This is a genomic window from Gluconacetobacter azotocaptans, assembly GCF_014174355.1.
GTDB classification, from domain to species: Bacteria; Pseudomonadota; Alphaproteobacteria; order Acetobacterales; family Acetobacteraceae; genus Gluconacetobacter; species Gluconacetobacter azotocaptans.
In genome coordinates this window covers 113,201-137,248 of record NZ_JABEQF010000008.1, presented here as the reverse complement: position 1 = coordinate 137,248, position 24,048 = coordinate 113,201, and the positions used below count along the sequence as shown (strand labels likewise).

The following is a 24,048-nucleotide window of genomic DNA, read 5'->3' as shown; positions in this document are numbered from 1 at the left end:
TGACCCTGCCCGACCGCTTCATCGACCACAACACCCAGGACGTCCAGTATCACGAGGCCGGACTCGATGCCGCCGCCATCGCGCATACCGCATTCCATGCCCTGGGGATCGCCGCGTCCCAGCAGACGGCCTGATCCGGACGACGGGGACCGGAGGGATGGCCAAGCGGCGCGTGGATCAGATGCTGGTCGATCGGGGCCTTGTGGAGACACGCAGCCGCGCGCAGGCGCTGATCCTGGCCGGCGTGGTGTTTTCGGGCGAACAGCGCGTTGCGAAGGCCGGCGACCAGTTGCCCGAAGACGCCCCGCTGACGCTGCGGGGACAGGACCATCCCTGGGTGTCGCGCGGCGGGGTCAAGCTTGCTCACGCGCTGGAACATTTCGGCCTCTCGCCCGAGGGCGGCATTTGCCTGGATGTCGGCGCATCGACCGGCGGCTTCACCGACGTGCTGCTGACGCACGGCGCGCGGAAAGTCTATGCGGTCGATGTCGGGCATGGACAACTGGCGTGGAAGCTGCGCAGCGACCCGCGTGTGGCGGTGCTGGAAAAATACAACGCCCGCGCGCTGAACGGCACGATCATCCCCGATCCGATCGACGTGCTGGTCTGCGATGCCAGCTTCATCGGCCTGCGTACCGTCCTGCCGGCCGGGCTGGACCTGTGCCGCCCGGGTGCCTGGGCCGTGGCGCTGATCAAGCCGCAATTCGAGGCAGGACGGGCCGCTGTCGGCCCCAAGGGCGTAGTGCGCGACCCGGCAGTCCATGACGAGGTCTGCCAGGCCATTCACGCCTGGTGGGCCGCCCTGCCCGGCTGGCAGGTCCTGGGGATCGAACCCAGCCCGATCACCGGGCCGGAAGGAAACCGCGAATTCCTGATCGCCGCCCGGCGGAACGCCTGACCCGTTGCGGGACGCACCCGCGCAGGTATTTCCCCTTTTGCCGCGCGAATGTGTTACGCAGCGCGGATTCAGCCATGCCCCCAACCGGATGATTGTCTGTCCATGACTGCCGTTTCCGCTCCCGCGACCCAGCACACCGCCGATACCGGCCTGGCCGCCGCCCTGACGGATGCGGAACGCCAGCGGATTTTGGCGAAATCCGCGCTGTTCGCCCCCCCCAGCGGCGTGCTGCCGGATGGCAGGCGCGAACTGGTGGGCCTGTCGCGTGAGGAAATGACCCAGGCGCTTCTGGAAATCGGCGAAAAGCCGTTCCGGACCAAGCAGCTCTGGCACTGGATCTATCACCAGGGCGTCACCGATTTCGAACGGATGAGCTCGATCGCCCGCCCGTTACAGGCCAAGCTGGCCGAACGGTTCGTCATCGGCCGGCCCGAGGCCGCGACGGTGCAGACATCGAACGACGACACGCGCAAGTTCCTGTTCCGCTTCCGCGACGGGCAGGAAGCCGAGACGGTCTACATCCCCGACCGGCGAGAGGATCGCGGGGCGGTGTGCATTTCCTCGCAGGTCGGCTGCACCCTGTCCTGCACCTTCTGCCATACCGGCACCCAGAAGCTGGTCCGCAACCTGGGCGCCGCCGAAATCGTCGGCCAGTTCATGGCGGCGCGCGACAGCTATGGCGAATGGCCCAGCCCCCGGGGCGAGACCCCGCGCCTGCTGTCGACCATCGTGCTGATGGGCATGGGCGAGCCGCTGTACAATTACGAAAACATCGCCAAGGCCATGAAGATCATCATGGATGGCGAAGGGATCGGCCTGTCGCGCCGGCGCATTACCCTGTCCACGTCGGGGGTGATCCCGATGATGGACCAGTGCGGCAGCGAACTGGGCATCAATCTGGCGATTTCGCTGCATGCGGTCCGCAACGACCTGCGGGACGAGATCGTGCCGCTGAACCGCAAATACCCGATCGAGGAGCTGATCGCGGCCTGCCGGCGCTATCCGGCCGCCAGCAATGCGCGGCGAATCACCTTCGAATACATCATGCTGCGCGGCATCAACGACAGCGAGGCCGATGCCCGCGAACTGGTGCGCCTGATCGCGGGGATTCCGGCCAAGGTCAATCTGATCCCGTTCAACCCCTGGCCCGGCAGTTCCTACAAGCCCTCGACGCGCGAGCAACTGGCGAAATTCGCCCAGATCGTGATGGACGCGGGCTTCGCCTCGCCCATCCGCATGCCGCGCGGGCGCGACATCCTGGCGGCATGCGGGCAGTTGCGTACCGAAAGCCAGCGCGAACGCCGCAACCAGCCGGCCTGACCCGGACCGGCTTCGCCTGAAATATAGGCGCACCCGCTGGCACCGCCCGCCATCCAATGCTAGGACGCGGGAACCCTACAGGCGGGCCCGTCCCGCACTTCAGCTTCGACGACAGGAGACCTCTTCCCATGGCCGCAAAGGACGTCAAGAAGGTCGTGCTCGCCTATTCAGGCGGTCTCGACACGTCCGTGATCCTGCGCTGGTTGCAGACCAGTTACGGGTGCGAAGTCGTGACCTTCACAGCCGACCTGGGGCAGGGAGAGGAACTGGAGCCGGCCCGCAAGAAGGCCGAAATGTTCGGCGTGAAGGAAATCTTCGTCGAGGACCTGCGCGAGACCTTTGTGAAGGATTTCGTCTTCCCGATGTTCCGAGCGAACACGCTGTATGAAGGCCAGTACCTGCTGGGCACCTCCATTGCGCGCCCGCTGATCGCCCAGCGCCAGATCGAGATCGCCGAGGCGGTCGGCGCGGATGCCGTCGCCCACGGGGCGACCGGCAAGGGCAACGACCAGGTGCGCTTCGAACTGGCCTATTACGCGCTGAAGCCCGATGTGACCGTGATCTCGCCCTGGCGCGAATGGGACCTGACCTCGCGCACGCGCCTGCTGGCCTTTGCCGAGGAACACCAGATCCCCATCGCGAAGGACAAGCGCGGCGAGGCCCCGTTCTCGGTCGACGCCAACCTTCTGCATTCGTCGTCCGAAGGGAAGCTGCTGGAAGACCCGGCGGTGGCGCCCGACGAGATCGTGTTCCAGCGCACGATCTCGCCTGAAAACGCGCCGGACGTCGCGACCGAGATCGCGATCGACTTCGTCTCGGGCGATCCGGTGGCGCTGAACGGCGTGACCCTGTCGCCCGCGACCCTGCTGACCCGCCTGAACGAACTGGGCCGGGCAAACGGGATCGGCCGGCTGGACCTGGTGGAAAACCGCTTCGTCGGCATGAAGTCACGCGGCATTTACGAAACGCCCGGCGGCACCATCCTGCTGGCCGCGCATCGCAGCATGGAGACCATCACCCTGGATCGCGAAGCCGGGCACCTGAAGGACAGCCTGATGCCCCGCTATGCGGAGTTGATCTACAACGGGTTCTGGTTCTCGCCCGAGCGCCGGATGCTGCAGGCGCTGATCGACGAGAGCCAGCATTCCGTGACCGGGCGCGTGCGTCTGAAACTATACAAGGGCAACGTCATCTGCGTCGGACGCGAAAGCCCGAACAGCCTGTATGATACGCGCGTGGTCACCTTCGAGGATGACGAAGGCGCCTACAACCAGGCCGACGCCCAGGGCTTCATCAAGCTGAACGCGCTGCGGCTGCGGCTCGGTGCACAGATCGGGCGGCGCGGCGGCGCGCTGTAACCGTGGCGCACCCGCGTCCCCTTCTTCCGCTCCTTTTCGATCGAGGTGTCATGAAACGTCTGTCCCGCTTCATTCCCCTCCTTGTCGCGTCCGCGCTGGCCCTGCCCGTGGCGGCCTGCAGCCAGAGAGCCGGCACGGGCGATGACGAACCGGACCTGACGCCCGCGCAGTTCATGGCGAAGGTACGCGCCCAGCCGGGGGTCAAGACCCTGCCGGATGGGCTGGCCTACAAGGTTCTGGAATCCGGCCCCAAGGACGGTCAGAGCCCCGCGCCGGGCGACATGATGATGGTCATCTACGAAGGCCGCCTGCCCGATGGCGGCATCTTCGACAGCTCGGACCAGCACGGCCACGGCGCCTACATGCAGATGCCGCTCGATGGCGTCATCAAGGGATGGATGGAAGGCCTGCCGATGATGCATGTCGGGGACACCTGGATGCTCTACGTCCCGCCCGAACTGGGATATGGCCATCGCTCGATGGGCATCATTCCGTCGGACAGCCCCCTGGTCTTCAAGATCCAGCTTCTGGGCGTGTCCAAAAACCAGTAACGGCAGCACTCAGGCCGTGCGATGGGATACGTCCCATCGCACGGTCCGTCCTATCTTCCTGTTTTGCCCGTCTTGTGTCGGTCTTTGCCGAACATGGCCCGGCATCGGGGCGAAAGCTTGTCGATTTTCTTCTCCATGCAGGCCTGCACCTTACGTTCGTTCGGGATGGCGAAGGCACAGAGCTTGATGGCATCGCCACGGCATGCGGCGGACTGGTCCTCGCGCGTGGGGGCCGCCCCTTGCGCGGGCATCATGTGGAAGCCCAGGGCGACCAGCGCCGCGACAGACCATGAAACGGGCGATAAAATGCGGTGCACCGAAATCTCCTTTATCTTCGGCATCAGGAATGCCGTGATACAACGTCGTCCGCGACCAGCCGTTTTCCGCATAGCACTTCTGCTTGCGCTCTCTCTTGCCGCCTGTTCGCGACATGGAGGTCCGGGGCTGGCCCGATACCGGCCCAATTGCGGGATCTGTCATCATGGCGGCGAAGGCATGAAAGGCGAGATCCCGCCCCTGATCGGACGGATCGACCAGATCGCACGCACGCCCGAAGGTCGGCATTACCTGGCCGACGTGCTGCTGAATGGGCTGAACGGACCGCTGATGGCCAATGGCGATCGCTACAATTTCTCGATGCCCTCGTTCCGGCGCTTGTCGGATGGCGATATCGCCGCCATCCTGACCTATCTTTCGGCGGCTGGAGATCGGTCGGATCCGCCGGTCTTTCGCGCGGCCGACATCGCGGCCCAGCGAGCGCCGGCTCTGTCCCCCTCGGCGGTCGCGGATGAACGTCGGGCCCTGGACGCGCGCCATCCCCTGCCCTGACCCTTGACCGATCGGGGGCAGACGGCCGAAAAGAACGCTCATGCAACGCATATTTTCCGGCATCCAGCCGACCGGTATCCCGCAACTGGGCAACTATCTCGGCGCGATCCGCAATTGGGTCGCCCTGCAACGCGACCACGAGTGCATTTTCTGCCTCGTGGACATGCACGCGATCACGGTATGGCAGGACCCAGCCGCCCTGCGCCAGCAGACGCTGGCTCAGACCGCCGTCCTGCTGGCGTCGGGGATCGACCCGCAGGCCCATATCCTGTTCAATCAGTCTGCCGTGTCGGCGCATGCCCGGCTGGGCTGGATCTTCAACTGCGTGTCGCGGCTCGGCTGGCTGAACCGGATGACGCAGTTCAAGGACAAGGCCGGCAAGGACCGCGAAAACCATTCCGCAGGCCTGTATGTCTATCCCAACCTGATGGCGGCCGACATCCTGGCCTACAAGGCGACACGGGTGCCCGTGGGCGACGACCAGCGCCAGCATCTGGAACTGGCCAACGACATCGCGCAGAAGTTCAACCACGATTACGGCGTGGATTTCTTCCCGGCGATCGAGGCCTTGATTCCGCCGGGCGCCGCCCGCGTCATGAGCCTGCGCGACGGCACGAAGAAGATGTCCAAATCCGACCCGTCGGCGCAGAGCCGGATCGAGATGACGGACGACGCCGACACCATTGCACTCAAGATCCGGCGTGCGAAGACCGACCCCGAGCCCCTGCCCACCGACCCGGCCGAACTGACGGCGCGGCCCGAAGCCCGCAATCTGGTTGAAATTTACGCCGTTCTGGCAAACATGACGGCGGCGGACGTCCTGGCGCGCCATGGCGGCGAAGGGTTCGGCCCCTTCAAATCGGCGCTGGCCGATGTCCTGATCGCGACGGTCGGGCCGATCGCCTCGGAAACCCGGCGGCTGCTGGACGATCCGGAGCATCTGCAGACCGTGCTGCGCGGCGGCGCCGCCCGCGCCCAGGCCATCGCGGAACCGGTGGTCAGCGAGGTCGAGCGCCTCGTCGGCTTCCTGAAGTAGGATAAATGCCCATGCGCCAGGCCATGCACCGTCTGAGGATTGCCACGCATGGCAAGGGGCTGGTGCCCTTCACCCACGATGTCCTGGGCTGGGTCGCCTCCACCAAGATCAAAATGGGTGTGCTGACGCTGTGGTGCCGGCATACCTCGGCATCCCTGACCGTTCAGGAAAATGCCGACCCGACGGTGCTGGAGGACATCAAGCGCTATTTCGAGGCGCTGGTGCCCGAGGCACCCGGACGCTACATCCATGACGACGAGGGGCCGGACGACATGCCCGCCCACCTTCGCACCATGCTGACCCAGACACAGCTTTCCATCCCGGTAGCCGATGGGCGGCCCGTCCTGGGGACGTGGCAGGGCCTATACCTGTTCGAACACCGGGGTCATCCCCACCACCGGGATATCGTCCTGCACCTGATCGGCGAATAGGGTCCAGGGCCTCAGGCCCTGGTGGGTTCGGACAAGCCCACCTTATCGCGCCACCGGCGACCAGTCTGGGACCGTGAAGCGCGCGGGGCAGTTGTCCTGCGGTTCCGGCGACCGCATGAACGACTCCGGCCGGGGGAAGGATGCGACGGCCCCGGTCCGAATGGTGAACCAGAGCTGGGTCAGGATGGTGCGGCCGCGATCGGTCTCGCAGCGAATCTGCAATGCCCGGTCGACGTCGGTTCCGAACGTGCCCCGAAATACCCCCAGCAGCGCGTCATGGGTGATGTCCTGACCGATATGCGCACGCAAATACGTCGCCATCGGGGAATCCGCGATTGTCGCCCGCATGGCCAGGGCGGTACGGAAGAAGGTTTCGGCCGGCATCCCGAAGCATTGTACGTGCTTGCGGTATTCGTGCGTCACCAAATCGTCGGGCAGATGCGCCACGGCCTGGCCCAACGCGCGTCGCGTGCCGTCCGTGAGCACGATCGGCGCGTCCTTGTCCTGGCCGGGATAGATGTCGCACCCGGCGGCCCACCATTGCGGCGGCGTCACGCCCTGATCGATCAGCTTCCGGGGGCGCGACGCCCATAGCCCGTGCAGGCCGATCAAGGGTGCCTTCGGCTGGTCGGCCAGGCAGCCTGAGCCGCCGATACAAAAGCCCGGCTGCCATGTCAGGGCCAGCGTATAATGACCGAAATCGCCGTGCGCGGACGGCTGCAACGCCGGCAGGCCACGAGCGGCCTGGGGCAGCGGGGACGGCGCGGGTCGGGGGGCGCAGGCGGCAAGGCCCAGCGTCAGCAGCGCCGCCAGGGTCACCCCTGTCACATGTCGGAACACGTTTTCCTAACCCCTGAGAATGGCGGCGTGGTGGGTCAGGTGGTCCTGGATGAAGGACTGGATGAACCAGTACGAATGGTCGTAGCCGGGATGGCGCCGCAGGATCAGCCCCTGCCCCGCCGCCTTCGCCGCGTCGTCCAGATGCCAGGGCTGCAACTGCTCGGCCAGAAACTGGTCTGCGTCCCCCTGATCGACCAGGATGGTGGTCGGATGGCGATACCCGGCCCCCAGCAGCAGGGTCGCGTCATGCTCCGCCCAGCTTGCCCGGTCCGGCCCCAGGTAACCGGAAAACGCCTTTTCGCCCCAAGGCACGGCGGCCGGATGGACGATCGGGGCGAAGGCCGAAACCGACTTCCAGCAATCCGGCGCGCGCAGCGCATGGACCAGCGCCCCGTGGCCGCCCATCGAATGGCCCATGATCCCGCGCCGGGTCCCGTCCAGGGGAAAATGGGCTTCGGTCACGGCCGGCAGTTCCGTGCCGATATACGACCCCATGCGGTAGTGGGTGTTCCACGGGGCCTGGGTGGCGTCCAGATAGAAGCCGGCGCCACTGCCGAAATCGTAGGAGTCGTCTTCACCCGCGATACCCGCGCCGCGCGGCGACGTGTCGGTGGCGACCAGCGCGATGCCGAATTCCGCGGCGAAGCGGATGGCGTTCGCCTTGATCAGGAACGTCTCCTCGGTGCACGTCAGGCCGGCCAGGACATGGATCACGGGCACACGCGCCGCATCCGACGCGCCGTCGGGCAGGAAGACGGCAAAGCGCGCCTCCAGCCCCAGGGACGCCGACATGTGACTGTAGAAACCCACCCTGCCGCCGCAACATGCATGTTCGGATCGCGTGGTGATGCTCATCGGCTCAGAACTCGACGACGGTGCGGATGCTCTCGCCGCGGGTCATCAGGTCGAAGCCTTCGTTGATCTTCTCCAGCGGCAGCTTGTGGGTGATCAGGCTGTCGATGTCGATCTTGCCGTCCATGTACCAATCGACGATCTTCGGCACGTCGGTCCGGCCGCGCGCGCCGCCGAAGGCCGAACCGATCCAGCGCCGTCCGGTGACCAGCTGGAACGGACGGGTACTGATTTCCTGCCCCGCGCCGGCCACCCCGATGATGGTCGATACCCCCCAGCCGCGGTGCGAGCATTCCAGCGCCTGGCGCATCAGCGTGGGGTTGCCCACGCATTCGAACGAATAATCCGCGCCGCCGCCCGTCAGTTCCACCAGATGGCCCACGACGTCGCCGTTGGGGCCCAGGTCCTTGGGGTTGACGAAATGGGTCATGCCGAACTTGCGCGCCATTTCCTCGCGCGCCGGGTTGATGTCGACGCCGACGATCATGTCGGCCCCCACCATCCGCGCCCCCTGGATGACGTTCAGCCCGATACCGCCCAGGCCGAACACCACCACGGTCGATCCGGTCTCGACCTTCGCGGTGAACAGCACGGCGCCGATGCCCGTCGTCACCCCGCAGCCGATATAGCAGACCTTGTCGAACGGCGCGTCGGGGCGGATCTTGGCCAGGGCGATCTCGGGCAGGACCGTGTAGTTCGCGAACGTCGAACAGCCCATGTAATGATGGATCGGCTGCCCCTTGTACGAAAAGCGCGACGTGCCGTCGGGCATCAGCCCCTTGCCCTGCGTCGCGCGGATCGAGGTGCACAGGTTCGTCTTGCGCGACAGGCAGGACTTACATTCACGGCATTCCGGCGTGTACAGCGGAATCACATGATCGCCGGGCTTGAGGTGCGTGACCCCCGGGCCGACCTCGACCACCACGCCCGCGCCCTCATGGCCCAGGATCGCGGGGAACAGCCCTTCGGGGTCGGCGCCCGACAGCGTGTACTTGTCCGTGTGGCACAGGCCGGTCGCCTTCACTTCGACCAGGACTTCGCCCGCCCGCGGCCCGTCAAGCTGGACCGTTTCGATCTCCAGCGGGCGTCCCGCCTCGAATGCCACTGCCGCTCTTACGTCCATGCCCGTGATGCTCCGCGTCCGTCAGATTAGAAATCGTGTACGAAATAAAGACGTGCGTTGCCGGGACGGTCAATGTCCGCCGGCGCATTATGACCGCGCGGTTGAATCCGGCCCGGATACTTGCCTGACTACGACAGAAAATGTCGGGATCGTCACAAATTTCATCATGACCGCCGGGGCATTGTCTTTCCTTTACCACCGTGCGAGCCACAATGGCCGATACGGCATGCCCACCCGGGCCATGAGGAGGAGAATCATACGATGATTGTCGACCGGAAGATCGGCCTGTTCATCCTGATGCGGGAAAGCCTGCTGTCGCTGACGCTGCTTTGCGCGTGGGACGTCTTCGTCGTCGTCATGTTTCAGGTCTTCCACCAGGACTGGATGGAGCAGCCCAGCCTCCCTGTCTCGCTCATCGGCTCGGCACTGGTGCTGTTCATGAGTGTGCGGAACAGCACCGCCTACAACCGCTGGTGGGAAGCACGGACCCTGTGGGGGGCGATCACCAACAACTGCCGGTCGTTCGGGCGGCAGGCCGGCACGCTGCTGGGCGGGCGCCCCGACCTGGCGCGCGCCATGGCCGCCTATCCCTACGCGCTGCGGGGCGCGCTGGGCCGGTGGGATGCCTCGGCCGACGTAAACCGCCTGCTGCCGCCGGCGATGCAGGACGCGATCTCCGGCTGGTCGAACCAGCCGAACGCCATCCTGTACCAGATCGGGCGCGAGGTGAACGCCGAGGTTGCGCGCCAGGGGATCGATGGCGCGGTGCATGGCCAGATCGACCGCATCCTGTCCGACCTGGCCAATGCGCAAGGGGGGCTGGAGCGGATACGCAACACGCCGCTGGCCATCCAGTTCTCGTTGATCCCGCGGCTGGTCGCCAATGTCTTCTGCATCGTCCTGCCGCTGTCCATGGTCCAGACCCTGGGCTGGATCACGCCGCTGGGGTCGTCCCTGGTGGGACTGCTGTTTGTGGCGCTGGACAAGATCGGCAGCGACCTGCAGGAGCCGTTCATCCATTCGCCTCACGCCATGCCGATGCTGACCATGGCGCGGACGATCGAGATCGACCTGCTTCAACCCGACCGGCAGCCGGTCGAGGGACCGATCGCCCCGGTGGGCGGGGTGCAATCCTGACCCCTGCGGCCGGCGCTGCCCGGTTTTCGAGGGGTCAAGACAGAATATGAAAAATGTGGTAGACAATGCTCCATGAGCATGTTCAGAACGACTCCCAAAGGCGGCGTGACCGACGCAATGGCGCGGACCGCGGCCGCCGTAACCGCCGCGCAGGCCAAGACGAAGGTCAGGGACGAGGATCCGTTCCGCGAGGGAGACGCCATCGTCTATGCGGCTCATGGTGTCGGGCGTGTGGATCGCATCGGCATCGACGAGATCGCGGGCACGAAGCTGGAAATGATCCAGATTTCGTTCCCCGGCAACCAGATGACCCTGCGCATTCCGCTGTCGAAGGCGCGCAAGGCCGGCCTGCGCAAGATCGTCTCGCGCGAGATCGTGGACAAGGCGATGGCCATCATCAAGGGCAAGCCGCACGTCAGCCGCGGCATGTGGGCCCGCCGGGCCGTCGCCTACCAGGAAAAAATCAATTCCGGCGACCTGGTGCAGATCGCCGAGGTGCTGCGCGACCTGCGCCGCAATGTCGACAGCCTGGACGGCAGCTTCAGCGAACGCAAGCTGTTCGAGGCCGCGCAGGAACGTTTCGTGGCCGAAGTCGCGGTGCTGGAAGGCAAGGAACCCGCTGCGGTCTTGGAAACCCTGACGGCGGCGATGAAAGCCGCCTGATTCGCACCTGCCGCACCGAAGGCCCTGGGAGGACATTGTCCCCCAGGGCTTTTTTTATGTCCCTTGTGCTTCCGCGGCCTCGGCGTCCATGCCCGTGAATGGAATCGGGAAGGCGATGTCGTAGGCCCAGGTGAAGACGAAATTATACACGAGGTAGAACAGGGTCAGGCTGATGTTCGCCAGGAACGCCGCCCGCAGCCCCTGGCCAAGATACAGCGCGATCGCCGGCACAAGCAGCACGATCAGGCCGACCTGAAACAGCACCGCATGCACGACCCGGTCGATCAGGACCTTGCGGGCCGATCCCCGCCGCCACAGCACGAACCGGTCGAACATGCGGTTGAACGCATAGTTCCACAGCACCGCGACCACGGACGACCCCGCGCCGATGACCCCCATGTCGACCAGTCGGATGCCCAGCAACAGCCGGCCGCCCGGCAGCACCATCGCCAGCCCCAGCGCTTCGAACATGACCGTGTAGCGGATCCTGTCCGCCGTCGTGCGCATCCCCTAGCGTGCCATCGGGCGGGACCCGTTAGTCGAGGAAGACGAACGCCGCCACCGACGCGTCGCCAGGCGCCAGGACAGGCGCAGCCCGGCGGCCTGCTGGGCCCGCCACCCCCCGCTGACCAGCGCGGGCTCGGCCTTGGGATCGCCGGTTTCCACCACCTTGTGCGAAAAATTGGCCGTCCGCAGCATCATGTCCCACCACGGAAACACCGCCCCGTAATTGCAGGAACTCCGCCCCGCCGACCGCAGGCCGTGATGCACCCGATGGAATTGCGGCGACACCAGCAGACGCTCGCCCAGCCAGCCGAATCCGACCGTCGTATTGGCATGCGACAGGCTTTCGACCAGGCGCAGCAGCAGGATCAGCAGCGGGAACTGCAGCGGCGGCACCCCGATCAGCAGGCCGACCGCGATGGCCCAGACATAGGACATGACATCGTCGAGCAGATGGTTGCGGTCGTCCGACCAGAATGTCATCTGGGTCTGGGCATGATGCAGGGCATGAAGGCCGTACCACCACCCAAAGACATGCGACAGCCGATGCCGCCAGTAATCGGCGAAATCGAGAATCACGGCATAGATGAAGAAGGTCAGGACCGGCCAGTCCATCAGCGTGGGGAACAGGCTTTCGAGCGTCGGCGGGATATAGCCCCGGTCGGTCAGGAAGCCGTTCATCCAGGTCTGGATTTCATAGAATCCGAAAAACGTCACCAACGGGAACAGGCCGATTCGCGCGACGATGGTATAGACGACATCCATCGTCACATTGTCGCGGCTGTCCCATTTCTGCAGCGGCCGGAAACGTTCCAGCGGAACGCAGATCGCCAGGTTCAGGACCACCTGCAACACGCCGTAGATCGCGAACATCGCCCATAGGAACGACGTGTCCTCCCACTCCATCCATCCGAATCGATAGAGGACCGGAATCAGCCAGTTCTCCTGGATCCATCCGGCAAGCCATGTAAACGGGTCGATCATTCCGGCCTTCCTGTCGTGGGTCGTGCGGGGCGCGACGCGAGACCATATCGTACCGGGACGGGCCGCATCAGCCTGTCCTTGGCATATCCCGATAGGTGAACCTCCGGCTGCGCCCTGCGTTGAACAGGATATGCGCAAGTTCCCCTGCCAGTGCCTTCACACGCGCCTGATTCCTGTTCCATGACTATAGCCCCCCTTCTGCTGGTCGAGGACGAATTCCTCATACGCACTGCGCTCGCGGACTATCTGCGCCTGCGCGGCGGCTTCACGGTCATCGAGTCCGAAACCGCCCCCGACGCCCTCGCCGCCCTGGAGGGGCAGGACGACATCGCGATCCTGCTGACCGACCTGCGGCTGCCCGGCGGGCTGGACGGCTTGGAAATCGCGGCGCAGGCGCGGCGGAAATGGCCGGAGCTGCCGGTGATCTATATCAGCGGCCGTGTAATGGCGCCCGGCGGGTCGACCCTCGAGGGAAAGCGCGATAGCTATATCGCCAAGCCCTACGAGCCCTCGGCTGTCCTGGAGCGGATCCGGTCCATTCTGGGACAGGATTGAGCATCGGCCGCTGCCGATGCCGGCCTGCCGGGCGTTCAGCTTCCAACCGGACGAGCTTGCGTGATGACCATCGATCCCCCTCCGTCCGGCTCGGTCCTGGACAATGTCCTGCGGCAGGCGCTGGAGCGGATCAAGGCCGGACGGTTCGCCGAAGCGCTGGACCTGATGACGCCGCTGCAGCACTGCGTGGACGAACGGATCGACCTGCTGCTGGCGCACGCCCGGGCCGGATGTCACGATCCCGCAGGGGCGGCGGTCCTGTTCTGCCGCCTGGCCGGCAGATACCCCTCGGCCCTTCATCCGGCGCATGAGACGATCGGACTGCTGGTGGCGCAGGACCGCCGCGCGGATGCCGAGCCCGTCCTGCGGGCCGTCGTGGCCCTGACGCCGGAGGACGCCCGCGCCCATGAATCGCTGGGCGACCTGTTGATCCAGCTTACCCGATTCACCGAGGCCGAGGCCGCGCTGCGATCGGCACTGCACCTGCGCCCCGACAGCCTCTCGGCCAGCCACCTTCTCGCGGCCGCGCTGGCGGAACAGGGGCGGATCGCCGAGGCCGACGCCCTGCTCCGCCAGGTGCTGGACGCCCACCCGGATTGTCCCGTGACCCATGCCAACCGCGCCACGCTGCTGTCGGTGGAAAACCGGGTGGAAGAGGCTCTGGACCACTTCCGGGCATCCATCGCGCTGAAGCCCGACAATGCCCGTGTCAGGCTCAATCACTCGATCGCCCTGCTCAAGGCCGGCCGCTATACCCAGGGCTGGGCCGAGCATGAATGGCGGTTCCGGCTTCCCGGCCATGCCAACCCACTGCCGGCGACATTGATGCCCTCGATCACACCGGGGATGGACATCGCCGGCAAGCGGATCCTGGTTAGCCAGGAAGAAGGGTTGGGCGATACGCTGATGTATCTGCGCTTCCTGCCCGCCCTGGTCCGTCGCGGCGCGCGCGTGACCGTCCAGGTGCCGGACGCCCTGGCCGGCCTGGTCCGTCGCATGCCGGGCCTCCACAGGGTCATCAGCGACCATCACGCGGTCCCGGCGCACGACTGGCACTGTCCGTTCATCAGCCTGCCGCGAGTGTTTTCGGCGACGGCCGACACCATGGGGGATGCCGCCCCTTACCTGACAGCCGCACCGGACCTGATCCGGCATTGGGCCGCGCATATACCCGCCAACGGCCGGTTGAATGCCGGCCTTGTCTGGGGGGGCGCCCCCCGGCCCGACGTTACCAACGCCCACATCATCGACCAGAAACGCTCGATGAGACTGGCCGCCCTGGCGCCCCTTGCCCGGATTGCCGGGATCAATCTGGTCAGTCTTCAGAAAGGCCCCGCCGCCGAACAGATGTCCGCCATGCCCGAGGGCATGCGCCTGTACGACCCGATGGACGACGTCCGGGACATGCACGACACGGCCGCGCTGATCGCCGGCCTGGATGTCGTCGTTTCGGTCGATACGTCGATCGTGCATCTGGCCGGGGCCCTGGGGTGCCCGACCATCCTGATGGACCGCTACGAAAATTGCTGGCGCTGGCTGTCCGGACGCGACGACAGCCCGTGGTATCCGTCGCTGCGGATCGTCCGACAGACCCGGCCCCGGGATTGGAACGACGTCGTCCGCCGCGCGGCCGCCATCCTGGGTGACATGGCGGAACAGCGGCCGGCCTGACCGCCCGCGCCCTTCGGGGATCTGATCGCCCGCGCCCTTCGGGCGACAGCCTCAGTACTGGAACTGATAGGACAGGCCGACGCTGCTGCCCGGATCGTTTTCGGGCGTGGTGAAGCCGGTGACGTTGCCCCCGGTGCCGACCGTCGTGTTCAGTTTCAGCCGCCGCGTCAGGTCGACCTGGACCTGGGCCTGCGTCCCGGAACCCGACGTCGCCTGCTTGGCCCCGACATAGACGCCGCGCATGACGTATTTCCCGGCCTCGACACTGGTGCCGCTGCCATTGCCCACCCCGGAGCCGCCCGCCAATTGCAGGCGGTCCAGGCCCAACGTGTTGCGCACCGTGCCGATGGGATCGAACCCGTTGCCGCCCGTCAGGGTCGCGACGGCCGCCGCGATTTCGGCCATCTGCGTCGGCGACAGTGACTGGGCATCGGTGCCGAACAGCAGCATCGCCATGATCTGATCCTGCGAGAGAGGCGGCGAGGACGAAAAGCTGATCTTGGGCGCGCTGGCATATCCGCTGACCGTCAGGCGCGCCGTCCCCGCGTTGGTGCCGCGTTCGGCCTCGAAATCCAGGGTCGGGTCGATCGCCTGCGTCACGCCGGTACCGTTGAACGCCACGCGCCCCTTGGTGAAATCGAGCGAGATCCCCGCCAGATTGAAGCTGCCGCGTCGCATGGTGAATCCGCCGGTGACCAGCGGCGCATCCGACGTGCCGCCGACATGCAGGCGTCCGCGCATTTCGGCATCCAGCCCATGTCCGCGAATGAACATCTGCCCCGGCGAGGACGCCGTGACATCCAGCCCCACGACCATGCCGCCGCCCGCATCCGCCGCCGCCTTGGTGTCATCACCCGGACGGATGACATCCAGCCGCGCGACGGAAGTCGGCAGGGAACTGGGAATGTTGATTTCGGCATTCGGAATCGCGACCGACCCCGCAACGTCGATGCGCGAAGCCAGAAGCCCCCGGACGGTCAGGTCGCTGTCGATCGTCGCCGTCACCAGGTCGCTGGCCAGCGGCCGCGCCTTGGCCGCCACGATCCGCAGGTCGATCGGCAGCCCGGGCTGGAATGCGCCGACACTCCCGCTGACCGTGATCTGCCCCGGCCCCGCGGCGGCGGTCAGGTGGTCGATCGTCAACCGGTCGTCATGGGCCACGATCGAACCGTTTATGTTCGAAAGCTGGATTCCCTGCGCGAAATCATGGATTTGCCCGTTGGCCAGGGTCACGGTCCCGTTGGCGCGCGGTGCCGACAGCGGACCCGTCAGCGCCAGGGCGAACCGGGCCATGCCTTCCGCCTGGCGCCCTTGCGCGCCCAGATAGGCGTTGGCCGCCGACAGGTCGATTTTCCCATCGGCCTGCAAGGCCATGCTGCCGGCCGCGCCGGTGGGCACGGTTCCCCGCACCGCCAGGTCCAGCATCGACCCGGCATGGGCGGTGGCGTCGAGGCGTGCCTGCGTGCCTGCCAGTTGCGCTTTGGCATCCAGACTGGCCGCGGGCAGCGCCCCGCTGAAATCGGTATGATATTTCATGTCGCGGGCGGTCAGCGTCACGGTGCCCTGCGGGCTGGCCAGCGTCCCGGACAGCTTTGCCCGCGCCGAGATCACGCCGCTGGCATCCAAAGAGGGCATGAACGGCCGGGCAATGGCCGGCGTCAGGTTGTCGATCGCGACGTTCAGCGACAAGGCGGGCTTGACGCTGCCGGCGATGTCGATCTGCGCCGGGCCGACACCCGGCGGCGCCACCGTCGCCCGCAGCCGGTCGACACCGATCGCGGCGCCGAAGCCGATTCGGGCCGGCGCCAGCAGACGAACCGTCTCGCCCTTCGCGTTCGCCTGCAATGTGCGAAGGGCCATGGCCCGGCCGGGCAGATCCAGGACGAACGCCGTCGACAGCGCGGCCGGCGCGCCGGCCAGGTTCTGCAACGCCGATGTCGCCGTGACGGCCAGTGCGGCCTGGGGGCCGCGAGCGGTGACGCGGGCGTTGCCGGTCACCCCGCGCGCGGCCACCCCGTCGATCGCCAGCGTCAGATCCGATCGCGCCGCCCCCGCCGGATCGGCGATACTGCCGTCCAGGGCGACATGGCGAACGCTGGCCGCGCTGGTGGAGACGTTACCGTTCAGATGCAGCGTCACGGTGGAGGGAACGGCGGCATTCGCGCTATCCGATGTCCGAACCGACGCCACGACCGCGCCCGAGATCGCCTGGCCCAGAACAGAGGACAGGTCGGCCAAACGCGTCATCTGGAAATCGAGGGTTCCCAGCGGTATTGCCTTGCCCGCGGCCAGCGTCAGGTGCCCCTTGCCGGACGCGCTTTTCCAGTCGAGATGGCCCAGATCCAGCGTCCGCGTGCCCTGGGCGTCCTGCTCCAGGTCCGCTGCGATGGACAGCGGCGCGCCGTCCACGGTGCCCTGCGCCATGATCGTGCCCTGCGGCGTCGTCGGCAGATGGTGAAAGACTGCGTCCAGCATGACCGGCCCGGCGGGCATGCCGCTGGTCCCCAACTGTCCGTCCAGATGCGCCGTCGCCGACAAATCGCCCATCGGCCCGGCTACCGCCAGGTCGAGGTCGCTGCGTCCGCGCAAGGCAGGCAGGACGCGCCGCAAATCGTCCATGGCCAGCTTCAGGCGGGCGTCCAGCACGTTTCCGCCCGTCTGGCTGCCGGACAGGGCCAGATGCATCGCCTGTCCGTCAACTTTCAGGCTGTCGATCCGGATCGCCCGCCCCCCTGCCGCCCCTTGCGCGGGGCCCATCCTGACGCGCAGCGCCAGACGTCCGTCCGGCCCGATCAGGCCCACCGCCTGTGGCTGGCCCCCGGTCAACCCGACGACACCGTCAAGCGCCAGCGACGTGTCGCCACTGGGATGCGCCGGCAGGGCAAACGCCCCGTGCAGCCCGGCCTGCCCCGTCAGCGCGACCGAGCCGATGGCCGCCAAAGGCGCCAGTTGTGGCACCGTCAGGTCGAACGTGCCGTGTGCGGGGGTGGCGGTCGCTACCCGGCCGACCAGATGGAGCAGGGCATGAGAGAGATCGACGTCCAGCGGCGCGTCCGCGTCGTCGGGATGCAGAAGCAGGTCCAGCGTGATCGGCGCCGCAGCGAACAGCGTCGGGCGCGGCCCGGGTATCGTCAGCCCGTCGAGTGTGGCGCGCAGGTGCGCCAAGGCCGGTTGGCCCGCCGATGCCTCATGCCCGTCGAAAGTCACGGCGATCCGGCTGGCGTCGGTACCGGCCGACGACAGCCGGTCCACAATCAGTTGCCCGTTCCCCACCGGACGATGCAGGTCGCCCGAGACGTGGGCGTCGAGCGCGACCTCGTGCCAGCCGATGCCGTCACGCACCACCATTTCGGGCGCGTGCGCCGTCAGGACCAGTTGTGTCTTTCCATTAAGAAAATTGACGACACCGTTTATATTAGAGGAAATTTCTCCTGCCTTCAGTGCAAAATTCAGACGGTTCGCATCGCGTGGCCCCTCAAGGTCCAGGGTCAACTGAAGCGGGTCCAGCGGCGCCAGGCCGGCGACCGTCGCAAACCCGCCCGCCTTTTCGTCGGCCGTCAGATGCAGGCCCAGCCGCCCCCGCGACACTGCCGTATGCAAGGCCAGGGCGCCGTCGCGATCCAGGCGTTTCAGGCCGAGCGTGATGGCGGCGTCGGGCAATGTGGCGACGCTGACCCCCTTCAGCACCGGCGCGATATGGGCCAGCCGCGCCTGCCCATCGAGGGCGAACGAGGCCGCGGTACCGGCGATGTCAGGCCCGACATCGATCCGCCCGACATGGATGGCGCGGATGTCGACGCCGAGATCCAGCCCTCCTCCCTGCGACGACGATTTGCCCGAATTGTCCGTCTGGCCGGCCGGCAGGCGGGGGATCGACAGGCGGTCCATCGCGATGCGGTCTACCCGCGCGGTCCGAAACAGCAGGTGCGTGGGGCGCCAGTCCAGCGACAGGCCGTCAATCGAAAGCCAGGTGCCCTTGGTGTCGGTCAGGGCGATATGGCGGATCAGCAGCGCATCGGGAAAGCGGCCCGAAACCCCTTGCACCTGGACGGTCCCGTCCGTCAGGGCGGCGGTCTGCCGTTCGATGAAGTGACGGCCCGGCCCGGTATTGGCGGCAATCAGGATACCGATCACGGCCAGCAGGACCAGGCCCACCGGCACGCCCACCATCAGGCCAGCCGTCCACAGCGCGATCCTGGGCCAGCGCCGCCCGGTCGGCGCCTGGGGGACGGGATTGCGCGGGTCGGGGTTGCGTGGGTCCGGCGTCATCAGAACGTCTCCCCCAGACCGATATAAAGCTCCCACGTGTCACCGCGTGCCGGGCGGTTGAGCGGCACCGCGACGTCCACCCGCACCGGGCCGATCGGGGTATAGTACCGCACGCCGGCCCCGGCGCCGACCCGCAGCGTGCCCTCGAACGGGCGGCTGCTGGTGCCGACCTGGCCTGCGTCGGCGAACAGCGCCGCGCCGAAACTGCGGAACAGGCGCTGGCGGAATTCGAACGATCCGGCATCCATCGACGTTCCGCCGATCGCATATTTGCTGTCGGGGAATTGCGGACCCACACCCTGGTAGCGGAATCCCCGCACGGTGGCGCTGCCACCTGCATAGAGGCGCTGATCCGGCGGAATATCGAAGGTCGAGGCCCCCTGCACATTGCCGATGATGCCGCGAAACGCCAGGACGCTGCGTCCGGGGCGCGACAGCCCCAGATGCGTCAGGTCGAAATAGGTCGAGGCGTTGGCCTGCAGGATGGTGAAGAAGGACGTCCCGTTGACCAGCGAGGCCGACGGCGTGGCGCTCAGCGCCAGGCGCACGCCATGGGTCGCGGGGTCGATGGGGTTGCTGACCCCCGTGCCGTCATAGGTCGCCGCCAGCGGGATCGAGACGATCGTGTAATCGTTCGTCCGGCCCATCTGGTCGATCTGTTCCTGTTCCGCCTGGCCCCCGTACGACACGGTCCAGCGCCGGCCCAGCCGCCGGACCAGCCCGGCCCGGACCAGCAGCGCGGTCTGGCGATAGGAATAGAGCAACTGACGGATGCCTTCGACGCGCACGCTGAGGTTCTGGTTGCGGGACCCGAAATCCGGCTTCATCAGATCGGCATAGACGTCATAGCCCAGCCCTTGCTGCGCGGACCCGCCCAGACCGGTTACCAGCGCCGTCAGCCGCAGTTTTTCGGCATTGCCGAAGATATTGTTGTGCGTCCAGCTGACGCCGCCCCGGCCGCCCAGGTCGGTGGAATAGCCGCCTTGCACTTCCACCATCCGGCGCTTGCCCTCGGTGAACCCGAAATCGAGCGGCATGCTGTCGCCCGCCGTCAGCGGTGGAACGTCGCGCACCTGCACGTCGGAAAACACCCCCAGCGACGCCAGATCCTGCCGCGCCGCCTCGATGCGCGAGGGCTGATAGAGCATGCCCGGACGAATCGTCAGCCTGCGCGCGATATACGACGGGTGTACCCGCTTAAGCCCGGTCAGCGTGATGGCGCCGATATCGACGACCGGTCCGCGCCGCACGGTGAACACCAGGTCGAGCGTATGCGTCTCCGGGCGCAGCCAGGCCTTGGGCGGCGCGACCGCGCCCAGGGCGTAGCCTTCCTCCTTCAGTTCGGCCTGCAGGTGCGTGGCGGCCGCCAGCACGTCCGATGCGACGGCCGGCTGGCCGACGCGCAGCCCCAGTGCCGTGGCTTCCGGAGTGTTCAGGACGACCTCCCCGGGCCCGTCCTGCGGGGCGCGTTGCAGGGTCAGGCGCCCCAGCCGAAACATCTCGCCGCGCATGGGCGTGACGATGATCTGCACGTTCTGCCCCTTCGGGACCGACAGCAGCCACTCCGGCAGGCGCGGGTCGCGGCCGTCAAACATGGGACCGGCCGGCGCCCCCTTGCCGGGTCGCATCCCCACTTCGATCCGGACGATCGGCGCATAGTAGCCGAAGCTTTCCAGGGCGGTGCGAATGCGGTCGTACTCGTTGCGGATTCGCCCCGCCAGCGCGAAGGGGCTGACGGCCTGGGTCTTCTGCAGGGCCAGAAGGTCGGAGGATGAACTGATCGCGGCATCCAGATCGCCTTCGCCCGTCGCGCGAATCGTCGTGACATAGGCTTGCGGGTCGGCCCCCCGCGCGGCGACGGTCATCCAGACCGACAAGACCGACATCGCGATCCCGGTGGCCCACAGGCCCGTGCGCCGCCGCCGCCCCTGATCGGCATCGCCTGCCCCTGCCGCGTTTTCCCGTGAAATCGCCTTGGGGTACCGTGACGCTGCCAATGTGTCCGAGCCCTGCCTTTATGCTTTCCGACGGTGAACGACCCGGCCGACCGATCGTTTACCGTCGCGGGGGCGCCCCCGCGACGGCCTTCCTGCCTTGTTTATACGGCAGCCATTTGACAAGACGATAAAAAATTGTTGCCCGGCAGGCCGAAGACCGCACGACGGGTCCGGAGCAACGCAAACACCCGCCCCCGGCCGGATGTTTTTTAGAACAGGACTCGGAGAGTTACCTTGACAAAGGCAGGGCTTCTTTTGCCAGATTATGAACAAGGATGCTGCGGCCACCGGCATCGCCTGATGGAGGTCCGCCACGCGATGATCCTGTCATATCCCGGTCTGGCTGCTTCCGGCCTTGCAGGTGCCGGGCCTTGACCCGGACCCCCGTGCATATGATGTGTTCCCGCGACCGCGCGGGATGGTCCGGCGGTGCGCCGAGAAAGTTTCAGCCGTGACCGATCGTTCTGACTGCCCCCCCACCATGGATGCCGCCCCCGGGGACATGCGCAAGGGCCTCCATGTCATCACGTGGGGCTGCCAGATGAATGTCTATGACAGCGCCCGCATGACCGATGTCCTGCGGCCGCTGGGCTACCGCCCGGTGGACACGCCCGATGCGGCGGACATGGTCATTCTCAACACCTGCCATATCCGCGACCGCGCGGCGGAAAAGGTGTTTTCCGAACTCGGCCGGCTGCGCGTGGTCAAGGATGCGCGCGCGACCCAGGGACGCAGGACCGTCCTGGCCGTCGCCGGATGCGTGGCGCAGGCCGAAGGCCGCGAAATTCTGGCGCGTGCCCCGTTTGTCGATATCGTCCTGGGGCCGCAGACCTATCACCGCCTACCGGAAATGGTGGCGCGGGCGTCGCGTGCGGCCGGGGCCGTGATCGACACCGACTTCCCGGCTGAACAGAAATTCGACTTCCTGCCCGACACCCAGGCCCCGCAGACGCCCGGCGGCGTCACCTCCTTCCTGACGATCCAGGAAGGGTGCGACAAATTCTGCTCGTTCTGCGTCGTGCCTTACACGCGCGGGGCCGAAGCCAGCCGCCCCGTGGCGTCGGTCCTGGCCGAGGCCCGGCGCATGGTCGATGCCGGCGCCCGCGAAATCACGCTGCTGGGCCAGAACGTCAACGCCTATCACGGCGCGGCGCCGGACGGGCGCGTGTGGGGCCTGGCCCGGCTGGCCGAGGCCCTGTCGGCCATCCCGGGGCTGGCGCGCATCCGCTACACCACCTCGCACCCGCGCGACATGGACGACGCGCTGATCGCGGCCCATCGCGACCTGCCGGCGCTGATGCCGTTCCTGCACCTGCCCGTGCAGTCCGGCTCCGACCGGATCCTCGATGCGATGAACCGGGGCCATACAGCCGCGCAGTATCTGGAACTGGTGCACCGCCTGCGCGAAGCCCGGCCGGATATCGCCCTGTCGTCGGACTTCATCGTCGGCCATCCCGGCGAGACCGATGCGGATTTCGAGGCGACCATGCAGTTGATCCGCGATGTCGGATTCGCGCAGGCGTTCTCGTTCAAATACTCCCCCCGTCCGGGCACGCCGGCCGCCGGCGCCGCCCTTCAGGTGCCCGAGCCGGTGAAGGATGCGCGCCTGCAGGCCCTGCAGGCCCTGCTGCGCACGCAGCAGGACGCCTTCAACGACGCGACGGTGGGGCGCACCCTTCCGGTCCTGTTCACGGGACGCGGACGCAAGCCGGGTCAGATTTCCGGCCGCTCGCCTTATCTGCAAGCCGTTCACGTCGACGGACCGGACAGCCTGATCGGCCAGATCACAGACGTGGAGATCGCTGAAAGATTGACCAATTCACTGAGTGGAACACTCGTGCAGGAGAGAGCCTTCGCTTGAGAGAACAGACGGTATCACCGGTCCTGTCCGGCCAGCGCCCGACAGGCACCCCCCTCCCTCAGGATCCGTCACGCCATGGTGCCGACGCCATGCGGACGATTACCCTTCAGTTCGACGACAACGCCCTGCTGGCGATGCTCGTCGGGGATCATGACCGTCATCTTCTTCTTCTCGAACGCGGATTCGGCGTGCGGCTGTCCTGCCGCGGCAACCGCATCGCCATCAACGGCGAGGCCGGACGTGTCGAGAGTACCCGCCTGGCCCTGACCGGCCTCTATCGCAAGCTGGAATCCGGGACCAGGCTGGATACCGCCGAAATCGAGGCCGCCATCCGCATGGCCACCCCCTCCCGTTCTCCTGTGTCCCATCCGGCGACGGAAGGAAGGCCGAGCATGTCCCCCGAAGGCACGAACCTGCTGTCCCTCTCCAATCTTCCCGCGATTCGCACGCGGCGCGGCGCCATCGCCCCGCGCTCGGCCGGCCAGGCCGCCTACATGGAAATGCTGGCCCAGACCGAAATGGTGTTCGGCATCGGGCCGGCCGGCACCGGCAAGACCTATCTGGCGGTGGCCCAGGCGGTGGCGATGCTCCAGGCCGGGCAGGTCGACCGGATCGTGCTGTCCCGTCCCGCCGTCGAGGCCGGCGAACGGCTGGGCTTCCTGCCCGGCGATATGAAGGACAAGATCGACCCGTATCTGCGCCCGCTGTACGACGCCCTGCACGACATGATGCCGGGCGACCAGGTCGTGCGCCGCATGGGCACCGGCGAAATCGAGGTTGCGCCGCTGGCCTTCATGCGCGGGCGCACCCTGGCGCATTCCTTCGTCATCCTCGACGAGGCGCAGAACACCACCTCGGCGCAGATGAAGATGTTCCTGACCCGCATGGGCACGGGCACGCACATGGTGGTGACCGGCGACCTCAGCCAGGTGGACCTGCCCCATGGGGTGCCGTCGGGCCTGCGCGATGCGGTGGATACGCTGGAGGGCCTGCCGGGAATCGGCATCACGCGCTTCGAATCCCGCGACGTCGTGCGGCACCCGCTGGTCGCGCGCATCGTGGACGCCTATGATCAGCGGGCGGCGGCCGAAAGGGACATGTCCCGCAGCAGGGCGCGCCGGGAGAACAATGGAACCTCGAAGTAGCCAGAACTCCGCCCGTCCTGACGGA

General features: G+C 66.8%; 21 protein-coding genes. 13 read left to right on the top strand and 8 right to left on the bottom strand.

Going from position 1 to position 24,048, the window contains the following annotated elements:
• Window positions 1-157 precede the first annotated feature (157 nt).
• The 4 genes from HLH34_RS12390 to HLH34_RS12375 all read left to right on the top strand — a co-directional run bounded on the left by HLH34_RS12390 (window position 158) and on the right by HLH34_RS12375 (window position 4,127).
• A complete protein-coding gene (locus HLH34_RS12390) occupies window positions 158-898 on the top strand; it encodes a TlyA family RNA methyltransferase (protein ID WP_183119882.1) in 741 nt (246 codons plus the stop codon).
• Window positions 899-1,000: 102 nt separating this feature from the next.
• Window positions 1,001-2,218, top strand: coding sequence for a 23S rRNA (adenine(2503)-C(2))-methyltransferase RlmN (gene rlmN / locus HLH34_RS12385; RefSeq protein ID WP_183119881.1), 1,218 nt, complete (start codon window positions 1,001-1,003; stop codon window positions 2,216-2,218).
• 128 nt (window positions 2,219-2,346) lie between these two features.
• The gene (locus HLH34_RS12380) at window positions 2,347-3,576 is read left to right on the top strand and encodes an argininosuccinate synthase (protein ID WP_182942698.1); all 1,230 of its coding nucleotides are present in this window, start codon (window positions 2,347-2,349) and stop codon (window positions 3,574-3,576) included.
• A 50-nt stretch (window positions 3,577-3,626) separates the two neighbouring features.
• Entirely contained in the window at window positions 3,627-4,127 is a 501-nt protein-coding gene (locus HLH34_RS12375; protein WP_183119880.1) for an FKBP-type peptidyl-prolyl cis-trans isomerase, read from the top strand.
• A gap of 50 nt (window positions 4,128-4,177) precedes the next feature.
• Here the strand turns inward: HLH34_RS12375 and HLH34_RS12370 are convergent, their stop codons facing one another.
• Window positions 4,178-4,468 (bottom strand): hypothetical protein, encoded by a 291-nt coding sequence (locus HLH34_RS12370; protein ID WP_373318613.1) that lies wholly within the window; start codon window positions 4,466-4,468, stop codon window positions 4,178-4,180.
• 10 nt (window positions 4,469-4,478) lie between these two features.
• Between HLH34_RS12370 and HLH34_RS19650 the strand changes: the two genes are divergently transcribed.
• Genes HLH34_RS19650 through HLH34_RS12355 form a run of 3 tightly spaced genes read left to right on the top strand, consistent with a single transcriptional unit; the run spans window position 4,479 to window position 6,422 of the window.
• Window positions 4,479-4,955: a c-type cytochrome gene (locus HLH34_RS19650; protein WP_373318612.1), complete on the top strand. Its 477-nt coding sequence runs from the start codon at window positions 4,479-4,481 to the stop codon at window positions 4,953-4,955.
• Window positions 4,956-4,995: 40 nt separating this feature from the next.
• The gene (gene trpS, locus HLH34_RS12360; protein ID WP_183119878.1) at window positions 4,996-5,991 is read left to right on the top strand and encodes a tryptophan--tRNA ligase; all 996 of its coding nucleotides are present in this window, start codon (window positions 4,996-4,998) and stop codon (window positions 5,989-5,991) included.
• Between the two features lie 11 nt (window positions 5,992-6,002).
• Window positions 6,003-6,422 carry a secondary thiamine-phosphate synthase enzyme YjbQ gene (locus HLH34_RS12355; RefSeq protein ID WP_183119877.1) on the top strand — a complete coding sequence of 140 codons (420 nt, stop codon included), beginning with the start codon at window positions 6,003-6,005 and terminating at the stop codon, window positions 6,420-6,422.
• 42 nt (window positions 6,423-6,464) lie between these two features.
• Here HLH34_RS12355 and HLH34_RS12350 read toward each other — a convergent pair whose 3' ends face one another.
• The 3 genes from HLH34_RS12350 to HLH34_RS12340 are packed head-to-tail and all read right to left on the bottom strand — an operon-like array spanning window position 6,465 to window position 9,237.
• Window positions 6,465-7,250: a ribonuclease T2 family protein gene (locus HLH34_RS12350; RefSeq protein WP_220792158.1), complete on the bottom strand. Its 786-nt coding sequence runs from the start codon at window positions 7,248-7,250 to the stop codon at window positions 6,465-6,467.
• Window positions 7,251-7,268: 18 nt separating this feature from the next.
• Window positions 7,269-8,117, bottom strand: a complete 849-nt coding sequence (gene fghA / locus HLH34_RS12345; RefSeq protein ID WP_183119875.1) for an S-formylglutathione hydrolase — start codon at window positions 8,115-8,117, stop codon at window positions 7,269-7,271.
• Window positions 8,118-8,121: 4 nt separating this feature from the next.
• Window positions 8,122-9,237: an S-(hydroxymethyl)glutathione dehydrogenase/class III alcohol dehydrogenase gene (locus HLH34_RS12340; protein WP_183119874.1), complete on the bottom strand. Its 1,116-nt coding sequence runs from the start codon at window positions 9,235-9,237 to the stop codon at window positions 8,122-8,124.
• A gap of 261 nt (window positions 9,238-9,498) precedes the next feature.
• Between HLH34_RS12340 and HLH34_RS12335 the strand changes: the two genes are divergently transcribed.
• Window positions 9,499-10,374, top strand: coding sequence for a bestrophin family protein (locus HLH34_RS12335; protein WP_183119873.1), 876 nt, complete (start codon window positions 9,499-9,501; stop codon window positions 10,372-10,374).
• A gap of 72 nt (window positions 10,375-10,446) precedes the next feature.
• Window positions 10,447-11,037 carry a CarD family transcriptional regulator gene (locus HLH34_RS12330; RefSeq protein ID WP_183119872.1) on the top strand — a complete coding sequence of 197 codons (591 nt, stop codon included), beginning with the start codon at window positions 10,447-10,449 and terminating at the stop codon, window positions 11,035-11,037.
• 54 nt (window positions 11,038-11,091) lie between these two features.
• Here HLH34_RS12330 and HLH34_RS12325 read toward each other — a convergent pair whose 3' ends face one another.
• Complete coding sequence (locus tag HLH34_RS12325) at window positions 11,092-11,544, bottom strand: PACE efflux transporter (protein WP_183119871.1); 453 nt, start codon at window positions 11,542-11,544, stop codon at window positions 11,092-11,094.
• A gap of 3 nt (window positions 11,545-11,547) precedes the next feature.
• Window positions 11,548-12,525, bottom strand: coding sequence for a sterol desaturase family protein (locus HLH34_RS12320; RefSeq protein WP_183119870.1), 978 nt, complete (start codon window positions 12,523-12,525; stop codon window positions 11,548-11,550).
• Between the two features lie 180 nt (window positions 12,526-12,705).
• On the opposite strand from HLH34_RS12320, the gene HLH34_RS12315 reads away from it, so the two are divergent.
• Together HLH34_RS12315 and HLH34_RS12310 are read left to right on the top strand one after the other, a co-directional pair.
• Window positions 12,706-13,080 (top strand): response regulator, encoded by a 375-nt coding sequence (locus HLH34_RS12315; protein ID WP_183119869.1) that lies wholly within the window; start codon window positions 12,706-12,708, stop codon window positions 13,078-13,080.
• Window positions 13,081-13,143: 63 nt separating this feature from the next.
• Entirely contained in the window at window positions 13,144-14,751 is a 1,608-nt protein-coding gene (locus HLH34_RS12310) for a tetratricopeptide repeat protein (protein ID WP_183119868.1), read from the top strand.
• A gap of 51 nt (window positions 14,752-14,802) precedes the next feature.
• Here the strand turns inward: HLH34_RS12310 and HLH34_RS12305 are convergent, their stop codons facing one another.
• Window positions 14,803-19,020 (bottom strand): translocation/assembly module TamB domain-containing protein, encoded by a 4,218-nt coding sequence (locus HLH34_RS12305; RefSeq protein WP_183119867.1) that lies wholly within the window; start codon window positions 19,018-19,020, stop codon window positions 14,803-14,805.
• Window positions 19,020-20,906, bottom strand: coding sequence for an autotransporter assembly complex protein TamA (locus HLH34_RS12300; RefSeq protein ID WP_183119900.1), 1,887 nt, complete (start codon window positions 20,904-20,906; stop codon window positions 19,020-19,022). The genes HLH34_RS12305 and HLH34_RS12300 overlap by 1 nt, the downstream gene beginning before the upstream one ends.
• A 592-nt stretch (window positions 20,907-21,498) precedes the next feature.
• On the opposite strand from HLH34_RS12300, the gene miaB reads away from it, so the two are divergent.
• Window positions 21,499-22,878: a tRNA (N6-isopentenyl adenosine(37)-C2)-methylthiotransferase MiaB gene (miaB, locus tag HLH34_RS12295; RefSeq protein ID WP_240161438.1), complete on the top strand. Its 1,380-nt coding sequence runs from the start codon at window positions 21,499-21,501 to the stop codon at window positions 22,876-22,878.
• On the top strand, window positions 22,875-24,023 hold the full coding sequence (locus HLH34_RS12290) for a PhoH family protein (protein ID WP_373318611.1): 1,149 nt from the start codon (window positions 22,875-22,877) through the stop codon (window positions 24,021-24,023). Before miaB ends, HLH34_RS12290 begins: the two co-directional genes overlap by 4 nt.
• Window positions 24,024-24,048: the final 25 nt, after the last annotated feature.

Coding starts and splice junctions, on each gene's coding strand:
- HLH34_RS12390 (WP_183119882.1), top strand. CDS start 158: ATGGCCAAGCGGCGCGTGGATCAGATGCTGGTCGATCGGGGCCTTGTG.
- rlmN (WP_183119881.1), top strand. CDS start 1,001: ATGACTGCCGTTTCCGCTCCCGCGACCCAGCACACCGCCGATACCGGC.
- HLH34_RS12380 (WP_182942698.1), top strand. CDS start 2,347: ATGGCCGCAAAGGACGTCAAGAAGGTCGTGCTCGCCTATTCAGGCGGT.
- HLH34_RS12375 (WP_183119880.1), top strand. CDS start 3,627: ATGAAACGTCTGTCCCGCTTCATTCCCCTCCTTGTCGCGTCCGCGCTG.
- HLH34_RS12370 (WP_373318613.1), bottom strand. CDS start 4,468: ATGCCGAAGATAAAGGAGATTTCGGTGCACCGCATTTTATCGCCCGTT.
- trpS (WP_183119878.1), top strand. CDS start 4,996: ATGCAACGCATATTTTCCGGCATCCAGCCGACCGGTATCCCGCAACTG.
- HLH34_RS12355 (WP_183119877.1), top strand. CDS start 6,003: ATGCGCCAGGCCATGCACCGTCTGAGGATTGCCACGCATGGCAAGGGG.
- fghA (WP_183119875.1), bottom strand. CDS start 8,117: ATGAGCATCACCACGCGATCCGAACATGCATGTTGCGGCGGCAGGGTG.
- HLH34_RS12340 (WP_183119874.1), bottom strand. CDS start 9,237: ATGGACGTAAGAGCGGCAGTGGCATTCGAGGCGGGACGCCCGCTGGAG.
- HLH34_RS12335 (WP_183119873.1), top strand. CDS start 9,499: ATGATTGTCGACCGGAAGATCGGCCTGTTCATCCTGATGCGGGAAAGC.
- HLH34_RS12330 (WP_183119872.1), top strand. CDS start 10,447: ATGAGCATGTTCAGAACGACTCCCAAAGGCGGCGTGACCGACGCAATG.
- HLH34_RS12325 (WP_183119871.1), bottom strand. CDS start 11,544: ATGCGCACGACGGCGGACAGGATCCGCTACACGGTCATGTTCGAAGCG.
- HLH34_RS12320 (WP_183119870.1), bottom strand. CDS start 12,525: ATGATCGACCCGTTTACATGGCTTGCCGGATGGATCCAGGAGAACTGG.
- HLH34_RS12315 (WP_183119869.1), top strand. CDS start 12,706: ATGACTATAGCCCCCCTTCTGCTGGTCGAGGACGAATTCCTCATACGC.
- HLH34_RS12310 (WP_183119868.1), top strand. CDS start 13,144: ATGACCATCGATCCCCCTCCGTCCGGCTCGGTCCTGGACAATGTCCTG.
- HLH34_RS12305 (WP_183119867.1), bottom strand. CDS start 19,020: ATGACGCCGGACCCACGCAACCCCGACCCGCGCAATCCCGTCCCCCAG.
- HLH34_RS12300 (WP_183119900.1), bottom strand. CDS start 20,906: ATGTCGGTCTTGTCGGTCTGGATGACCGTCGCCGCGCGGGGGGCCGAC.
- miaB (WP_240161438.1), top strand. CDS start 21,499: ATGGATGCCGCCCCCGGGGACATGCGCAAGGGCCTCCATGTCATCACG.